This is a genomic window from Mesorhizobium sp. M7A.F.Ca.US.006.01.1.1, assembly GCF_003997935.1.
Classification (GTDB): domain Bacteria; phylum Pseudomonadota; class Alphaproteobacteria; order Rhizobiales; family Rhizobiaceae; genus Mesorhizobium.
On the sequence record NZ_RZQL01000068.1, the window covers coordinates 21,255 to 28,765 of the forward strand.

The 7,511-nt window shown below is 63.3% G+C and carries 9 protein-coding genes; 4 read left to right on the forward strand and 5 right to left on the reverse strand.

Features of this window, described 5'->3' with window-relative positions; translation table 11 throughout:
* Position 1 precedes the first annotated feature (1 nt).
* Genes EN943_RS14210 through EN943_RS14225 form a run of 4 tightly spaced genes read left to right on the forward strand, consistent with a single transcriptional unit; the run spans position 2 to position 2,974 of the window.
* Positions 2-1,114: a mandelate racemase/muconate lactonizing enzyme family protein gene (locus tag EN943_RS14210; RefSeq protein ID WP_127413043.1), complete on the forward strand. Its 1,113-nt coding sequence runs from the start codon at positions 2-4 to the stop codon at positions 1,112-1,114.
* Positions 1,115-1,123: 9 nt separating this feature from the next.
* Positions 1,124-1,453, forward strand: coding sequence for an L-rhamnose mutarotase (locus EN943_RS14215; protein ID WP_127413044.1), 330 nt, complete (start codon positions 1,124-1,126; stop codon positions 1,451-1,453).
* Complete coding sequence (locus EN943_RS14220) at positions 1,446-2,522, forward strand: Gfo/Idh/MocA family oxidoreductase (RefSeq protein ID WP_127413045.1); 1,077 nt, start codon at positions 1,446-1,448, stop codon at positions 2,520-2,522. Before EN943_RS14215 ends, EN943_RS14220 begins: the two co-directional genes overlap by 8 nt.
* Positions 2,519-2,974: a MaoC/PaaZ C-terminal domain-containing protein gene (locus EN943_RS14225; protein ID WP_164778194.1), complete on the forward strand. Its 456-nt coding sequence runs from the start codon at positions 2,519-2,521 to the stop codon at positions 2,972-2,974. The genes EN943_RS14220 and EN943_RS14225 overlap by 4 nt, the downstream gene beginning before the upstream one ends.
* Positions 2,975-3,090: 116 nt before the next feature.
* Here EN943_RS14225 and EN943_RS14230 read toward each other — a convergent pair whose 3' ends face one another.
* From EN943_RS14230 to EN943_RS14250, 5 genes are all read right to left on the reverse strand, one after another.
* Positions 3,091-3,888 carry an ABC transporter permease subunit gene (locus tag EN943_RS14230; protein WP_127413047.1) on the reverse strand — a complete coding sequence of 266 codons (798 nt, stop codon included), beginning with the start codon at positions 3,886-3,888 and terminating at the stop codon, positions 3,091-3,093.
* Between the two features lie 3 nt (positions 3,889-3,891).
* On the reverse strand, positions 3,892-4,749 hold the full coding sequence (locus tag EN943_RS14235) for a 2-aminoethylphosphonate ABC transporter permease subunit (RefSeq protein WP_127413048.1): 858 nt from the start codon (positions 4,747-4,749) through the stop codon (positions 3,892-3,894).
* A complete protein-coding gene (locus EN943_RS14240; RefSeq protein ID WP_127413049.1) occupies positions 4,742-5,887 on the reverse strand; it encodes an ATP-binding cassette domain-containing protein in 1,146 nt (381 codons plus the stop codon). The genes EN943_RS14235 and EN943_RS14240 overlap by 8 nt, the downstream gene beginning before the upstream one ends.
* 29 nt (positions 5,888-5,916) lie before the next feature.
* A complete protein-coding gene (locus EN943_RS14245) occupies positions 5,917-6,948 on the reverse strand; it encodes a 2-aminoethylphosphonate ABC transporter substrate-binding protein (protein WP_127413050.1) in 1,032 nt (343 codons plus the stop codon).
* A gap of 243 nt (positions 6,949-7,191) precedes the next feature.
* Positions 7,192-7,511 (reverse strand): NAD(P)-dependent oxidoreductase (locus EN943_RS14250; RefSeq protein WP_281060847.1); only part of this gene is annotated, 320 nt, incomplete at its 5' end.

A 7,511-nucleotide genomic window follows, 5' to 3' on the forward strand; every position in this document is an offset into this window, starting at 1 on the left:
CATGGCCAAAATTGAGAAAGTCGACCTTCGCATGGTGGACCTTGTGCCCAAGGTCAAGCGCACCGACGCGATCCAGAGCTTCGTCAGCCAGGAAACGCCGATCGTCACCATCACCGATTCCGACGGCGTGGTCGGCACCGGTTACAGCTACACGATCGGCACCGGCGGTTCGTCGGTAATGCGGCTGCTCTCGGACCATCTGGTGCCGCGCCTGATCGGCCGCGATTCCGACATGATCGAGGCGATCTGGCACGATCTCGAATTCGCCACCCATGCCACGACGATCGGCGCGATCACAGCCATCGCCATCGCCGCGATCGACACGGCACTTTGGGACCTGCGGGCGAAGAAGCAGAACCTGCCGCTGTGGAAGCTAGCCGGCGGCGCCAAGGACCGCTGCCCGCTCTACACGACCGAGGGCGGCTGGCTGCACATCGAGACGCAGGCGCTGGTTGACGACGCGCTGGCTGCCAAGGCGAAGGGCTTTCGCGGCTCGAAAGTGAAAATCGGCAGGCCGCACGGGTCGGAGGATCTTGCCCGCCTGTCGGCGGTGCGCAAGGCGGTCGGCGACGGCTACGAGATCATGACCGACGCAAATCAGGGGTTTTCGGTCGACGAGGCGATCCGGCGCGCCGCGAGGCTGCGCGAACTCGACCTCGCCTGGATCGAGGAGCCGCTGCCGGCCGACGATATCGACGGGCATATCAGGTTGTCGAACTCGACGCCGACGCCGATCGCCATCGGCGAGTCGCTCTATTCGATCCGGCATTTCCGCGAGTATATGCAGAAAGGCGCCTGCTCGATCGTGCAGGTCGATGTCGGCCGCATCGGCGGCATCACGCCCTGGCTCAAGATTGCGCATGCGGCGGAGGCCTTCGACATTCCGGTCTGCCCGCATTTCCTGATGGAGCTGCATGTCAGCCTGACCTGCGCTGTTCAGAACGGCCGATATGTCGAGTACATTCCGCAGCTCGACCAGTTGACCGGCAAGCGCATGCGCATCGAGGATGGCCAGGCGCTGGCGCCCGACGAACCGGGCATCGGCATCGATTGGGACTGGGACGCGGTCAAGGCCATGAGCATCGCCGAATTCACCACAGCGATCACGAAATAGGAGACTGATATGCAGCGGATGGGAATGGTTCTGGGGCTGAAGCCAGAAAAGGTGGAGGAGTATGTCCGCCTGCATGCCGCCGTGTGGCCTGACGTGCTGGCCATGATCTCCGCCTGCAACATCAAGAACTATTCCATCTACCTGAAGCGGCCTGAGAACCTGCTGTTCAGCACCTTCGAATACCACGGTACCGACTACGAGGCCGACATGGCCAAGATGGCGGCCGACCCGAAGACGCAGGAATGGTGGGCCGTCTGCATGCCTTGCCAGGAGCCGCTGGCGACCCGTGGGGAAGGCGAATGGTGGGCAGAGATGGACGAGGTCTTCCATCATGACTGAAGGCGGTTTCGACCCTGCCTTGCTCGTTCAATCCTGGCCAAAACCCTCAACACCCCGACCGATCGTCACCTTCGGCGCCGGATCGATCGTCGGCGACGCGCATTTCCCGGCCTACAGAAAAGCTGGTTTTCCTGTCGCCGGCCTCTACGACCCTGACCACGCCAGGGCTGAAAAGCTGGCCAGCCAATGGGGTGTGACGGCCTTTCGCTCGGCTGAGGAAGCGGCCGCCGTCGAGGGTGCGATCTTCGACCTAGCGACGCCGCCGTCGCGCCATGCCGATGTGCTGAAGGCCCTGCCGGACGGCGCGGTGGCGCTGATCCAGAAGCCGATGGGCAGCAACCTTGCCGAGGCAACCACGATCCTCGAGATCTGCCGCGCCAAGAAGCTCCATGCGGCGGTGAACTTCCAGCTGCGCTTCGCGCCGATGATGCGGGCGCTCAAGGACGCGATCGGCAAGGGCTGGCTCGGCGAGATCGTCGACTTCGACGCCTGGCTGGCGCTGGCGACACCATGGGAGCTTTGGGAATTCCTGCTCAAGGCGCCACGCGTCGAGATCGCCATGCATTCGATCCACTATCTCGACCTGATCCGGCAGTTGCTCGGCGAGCCCAAAGGCGTGCACGCCAAGACGCTCGGCCATCCCAACCATGCCGTGGCGCAGACGCGTACAAGCGCCATTCTCGACTATGGCGACACCGTGCGCTGCGCGCTGTCGATCAACCACGACCACAAGTTCGGCCGCCGACACCAGGCCTGCGAGTTCCGCATCTGCGGCACCGAGGGAGCGGCCTATCTCAAGTTGGGTCTCAACCTCGATTATCCCACAGGCGAACCGGATGTGCTGGAAATCTATCCGAAGGGCGGAACGGGCTGGATCGCCGTGCCCTTGGCCGGCGAGTGGTTTCCCGATGCCTTCATCGGCCGCATGGCCAATGTCCAGCGCTTTGCGGCCGGAGAAGATGCTACGCTGATAAGCCCCGTCGAAGATGCCTGGAGCACGATGGCGCTGGTCGAGGCCGCCTATCGTTCAAGTGCGGCACCGGCGACTCCGATCGCGGAAAGACCCTGATGGAACAGATCCAGTATTTCGAGGACTACGAGATCGGCGCGTCACGCCTTACCAGCGGCCGCACCATCACCGAGACCGACTTCATCGTCCATGCCGGCCATACCGGTGATTTCTTTCCGCACCACATGGATGCCGAGTTCATGAAGACGACGCCGTTCGGCCAGCGCATTGCGCATGGCACGTTGGTGTTCTCGGTTGGCATCGGGCTGACGGCAACCGTCATCAACCCGGTCGCCTTTTCCTACGGCTATGACCGGTTGCGCTTCATCAAGCCGGTGTTCATCGGCGACACGATCCGCACGCGAACCACAATTGTGGCCAGGGAAGACGACCCGAAGAGGCCGGGGTCGGGACGGGTGATCGAGCGCTGCGAGGTGACCAACCAGCGTGGCGAAGTGGTGCTGGCGGCCGACCACATCTACATCGTCGAACGCAGGCCGGCGCAGGGCTGAGACTCGGGAAAGTCCTAGAGCATTTCACCGTTTCATGGAAACGGCGATCTGCTCTAACTCTTTGTTTTGACGCAATTCTAGACGGAAAACCGCTTCACACTTTTCCTAGAATTGCTCTAAGAGCCGGTAGCGCGCTTGGTAATGCGCTCCAGCCCGAGCAAGAGAACCAGTGTCGCCACGACCAGGATCATGGTGAGTGCCGCGCCGGCAAAGATGTCGCCGCGGTCGGTGAGGCTGAAGATCGAGACCGGCAGCGTTACCCAGCCCGGCGGATAGACCATGACGGTGGCGCCAAGTTCACCCATGGACAGCGCGAAGCTGAGGCCGAAGGCGGCGACGAGATAGGGTGCGAGCAAGGGCAGCGTGACATGCCAGAGCCGATAGGCCGGGCGCGCGCCAAGGCTCGACGCCACCTGCTCGAAGTCAGGCGAGAGCCGTGCCAGGCCGGCCGAGACATTGCCGAAGGTGAAAGCGGAGATCAGCACGAAATGCGCGATCATGACGATCGCGATCGTGCCGTTGAGCAGCAGCGGAGGATGGCTGAACGCAACCAGCAGGCCAAGACCGACGGACACCGAAGGCACAGCACTTGGGATGAAGAACAAAAGGCCAAGCAACCGCCGCAAGGCATGACCCTGGAGGCGCAGCGACAGGGCGGCCCAGGTGCCGCTGACCAGCGCCAGCGCGCTGGCCAGGAAACCGGTGATCAAGCTGGCCTTGACCGCTCTGCCGGCGGAGCCGGAAATGACATCGGTGTAGTGCTCCGTCGTCAGGCCATTGGGCAGCACGCCGTTCCACTGGTCGGCGAGGCTGGACAGCAGGATGACCGCGAGCGGCGCCAGGAACAGCACGCCGAAGATCAGTGCGAAGAGCACCCACAAGACAAGACGACCGGAGCGTGACCAGACCAGCATGGGCTAGGCTCCCAACCGGCCGGCGGCGAGCCGGTAGAGGCCGAACAGGCCAAGCGACAGCGCGATGTTGATCACGGCGATGATGCAGGCGACCTGGTAGGCAGATTCCTGGATCGCCTTGCCGTAGATCAGCAGCGGCAGGGTGATGACACCCTTGGCGCCGATGAACAGAACGATGCCGAATTCGTTGACGGTCAACAGCAGGCACAGGCTGCCGCCGGCAATGAGCGCCGGGATTGCCGCCGGCAGGATGATCTGGCGGACGATGCGAAACGGCCTTGCGCCAAGCACGCTCGCCGCTTCGATCTGGCCGCGGTCGACCAGCGAAAAGGCGGCGAGCAGCGGACGCAGGATGAAGGGTGTGTAGACAGTGACCTCGGCCAGGATCACGCCCCAGGCCGAATAGAGGAAATCGACGGGCGGCAGCGGCAACGAAAAAGTCTCCATCAGCCCGGCATTGAGCATGCCGGCGGAGCCGTAGAGGAAGGTGAAGGCTAGCGTCACCAGGAACGTCGGCAGGGCGATGAAGGTGTCGATCAGCCTGGCGATGAAGCCGCTGCGGGGGAACGGCACGAAAGCGAGGATCAGCGCCAGGACGAGGCCGACAACCAGGCATCCGGCCGTCGCCGCGATCGAGATCGACACGGTGTTGATCAGCGCGTTGAGGAAGAACCGCGAATGCAGCACCCGGATCACTTCGGCGAAATTGGCGACGCCGCTGTCGTCGAGGAAGGCCTGGCGGGCAATCAGTGCCAGCGGATAGAAGAACAGCAGCGCCAGCAGGGCCGCCGGCGGCACGATCCAAAATTTTCCGGACTCTGTTCTCGCCACTGGCGCGCGAATTGCGACCGCGTCAGACACCGGCGTCTTCCGGAAGGAGCGAGGTGTCGGCGGGTGCGAAGAACAGCGGCACCTTGGTGCCGGGTTCGGGCAAGGCGATCGGCAGCCTTGTCGCAGAGACACGCACCGGCGTGCCGTCGACATCGAGCACGAGGTGGGTCAGTTCGCCCTGCCAGTGCACTTCCCTGAGTGTGCCGACGATGCGGTTGGTATGTTCGCTGTCGGCGGTCAGGCTGAGATGCTGCGGCCTGATGCAGAGCAGGCTCTTGTCGCCGGCCTTCTCGTCACGGCCCGCGCCGGTGAGTGCAACATCGCCATGCCTCGCCGTGGCAAAGCCCTTCGAGCCGACGGCCTCGGCAATCGTCACCGGCAAAAGGTTGGCGCGACCGAGGAACTCGGCCGTAAAACGGTTTGGCGGGCGGCGGTAGAGTTCGGTCGTGGGTCCGTGCGAACAGACCCTGCCGTCGCGCATGATGGCAATCTTGTCGGCAAGCGTCAGCGCCTCGGTCTGGTCGTGGGTGACATAGAGGATCGTCAGGCCCGGCAGGCTGCGGTGCAGCCGGGCAATCTCCTCGACCATGTTGCGGCGGATCTGGGCATCGAGCGCGGAAAGCGGCTCGTCGAGCAGGAGCACGCGCGGCCGCACGGCCAAGGCACGCGCAATCGCCACGCGCTGCTGCTGGCCGCCCGAAAGTTCGCGCGGATAGCGCCTGGCATAGGCCGACATGCCGACGGTGCCGAGCGCATCCTTGATCCGCTCGCCGATCAGCGCCTTGTCGGCGCCCTGTGCTCTGAGGCCGAAGGCGACGTTGTCCTCGACCCGCATGTGGGGAAACAACGCGTAGTTCTGCACCACCATGCCGAGGCCGCGCTCATAAGGCGGCAAATCGGTCACATCGGTGGCGCCGATGCGGATCCGCCCGCTGGCGGGCCGCACGAAGCCGGCCACGGCGCGCAGGGCCGTGGTCTTGCCGGACCCCGACGGGCCGATCATCGCCAGGATCTCGCCAGGTGCGATATCCAGGGTCAGCGGATGCAGGACGACATGCGCGCCATAGGCGACGCTGACCTTGTCGAAATGGACGTTGGAGCCGGCGCCGCGAACCTTCGCGGCGTCGATGTCCATGACACTGGTACCAGTAAAGGCTGCGGCCGACATGGCGTGGTCCTCCACGTTTCCCTTGCGGATCAACTTCCGGTCGCTTCGTTCCACTTCTTGACGTAGTCGGGCAGCTTGCTCAGTGCGTCGTCCCAGTTCGGAGACCATATCGTTACGCCCTTCATCGCATCCTGCGCCTTGGCGAAGTTGGCGTCGGATGGCGTCACGTCCTTGCGCGCCGGCATGCCGAGCGCAACAGAGCTAATGGTCGACTGCGCTTCCTTGGCCAGCAGGAAGTCGATCAGCTTCTTGCCGTTGTCGGCATTTGGTGCACCAGTGACCAGGCCGATTTCATAGGGCAGCGCGAAGGTGGAGCGCACACCGTCGGGGCCCGCCGGCCAGAACACCTTGATGTTGGGATTGTCGGCCATCTGCGACATGTTCATCTGCAGATCGCCATTGGCGACATGCAGTTCGCCCTTGTTGACCAAAGCGGTCAGTTTCCCGGTCGAGGCGGACGGGCCGACATTGTTGTCCTGCAGCTTTTTCATGAAGTCGAAGCCGGCATCCTCGCCGCCAAAGGCATGGATCACCTGCAGCATGACGGCGGTGCCATCACCGGCCTGGCCAGGGGTAGAATACTGGATCTTGCCCTTGAACTTCGGGTCGAGCAGTTCGTTGTAGGCCTTTGGCGCTTCTGGCAGGACGGCACTGTTGTAGATGAAGTTCATGTAGTTGTTGACCAGCGGCCGGTACTTGTCGGTGCCGCCATCGATCTGGTCGGCGGCTTCCGGCTTGTAGTCCTGCAGCAGGCCGTCAGCCGCGGCGCGCTGCACGAAGGGCGGCAAGGTCACCAGCACGTCGGCCTGCGGGTTCGACTTTTCCTTGGCGACGCGCTCGACGACGCCGCCGGAACCTGCCTCGATATACTGCACGGTGATGCCGGTGGCCTTGGTGAAAGCAGCGAATTCGGTCTCGAACCAGCTGCCATTGCCGTCATGCAGGCCGTCGGCGGAATAGATGGTGACGACGCCGTCGGCGAGTGCCGGTCCGACAAGAGCCGACGACGCCAACAGCGACGCGGCGAAGGCCATAGCTATGGTAGCCTTTTGCGATTTCATGCTCAGTTCCCCTGTGATTGATGGCACATTCTGCGATGCACTGTGACGATCTCGCCTGTAGGCCGGAGCCTTATGCGGCACCGCTCGATCTCGTCGTTGTGGCGACTTTGGGGACTGACGATCGATAAGTAAAATCTATTTATTTTATGAGAGGCAAACTTTACCTGATAGTTGTCATGGAACTGTCGCAACGCTAGCCCGGCCTCGCGGAAGGCCCGCGATTGGCTGCAGAGATGGTGATGGTCAGCCGAATGAAACGCCAGATGTCTGCGCCCGCAGCCGCGGGTCGAACGAGCGAACGATAACCGGCCGGCCATTGAGGATTTCAAAGCAGCGGGCGAGCGTGTCGTCCTCCAGCCGGCGCATGGCCTCGCGCGTGAAGAAGGTGAGATGCGGAAACAGGATGACGTTGTCGCGGCCGAACAGCGCGCTCATCGGATGGCCCGACCTGGCCAGCGGCTCGACCGAATAGACCTCGAGCCCGAGGCCGCCCATCTGCCCGGCAACAACCGCCTCGACAAGGGCCGCCTCGTCGATCAGCGCGCCGCGCGAAACATTGACGA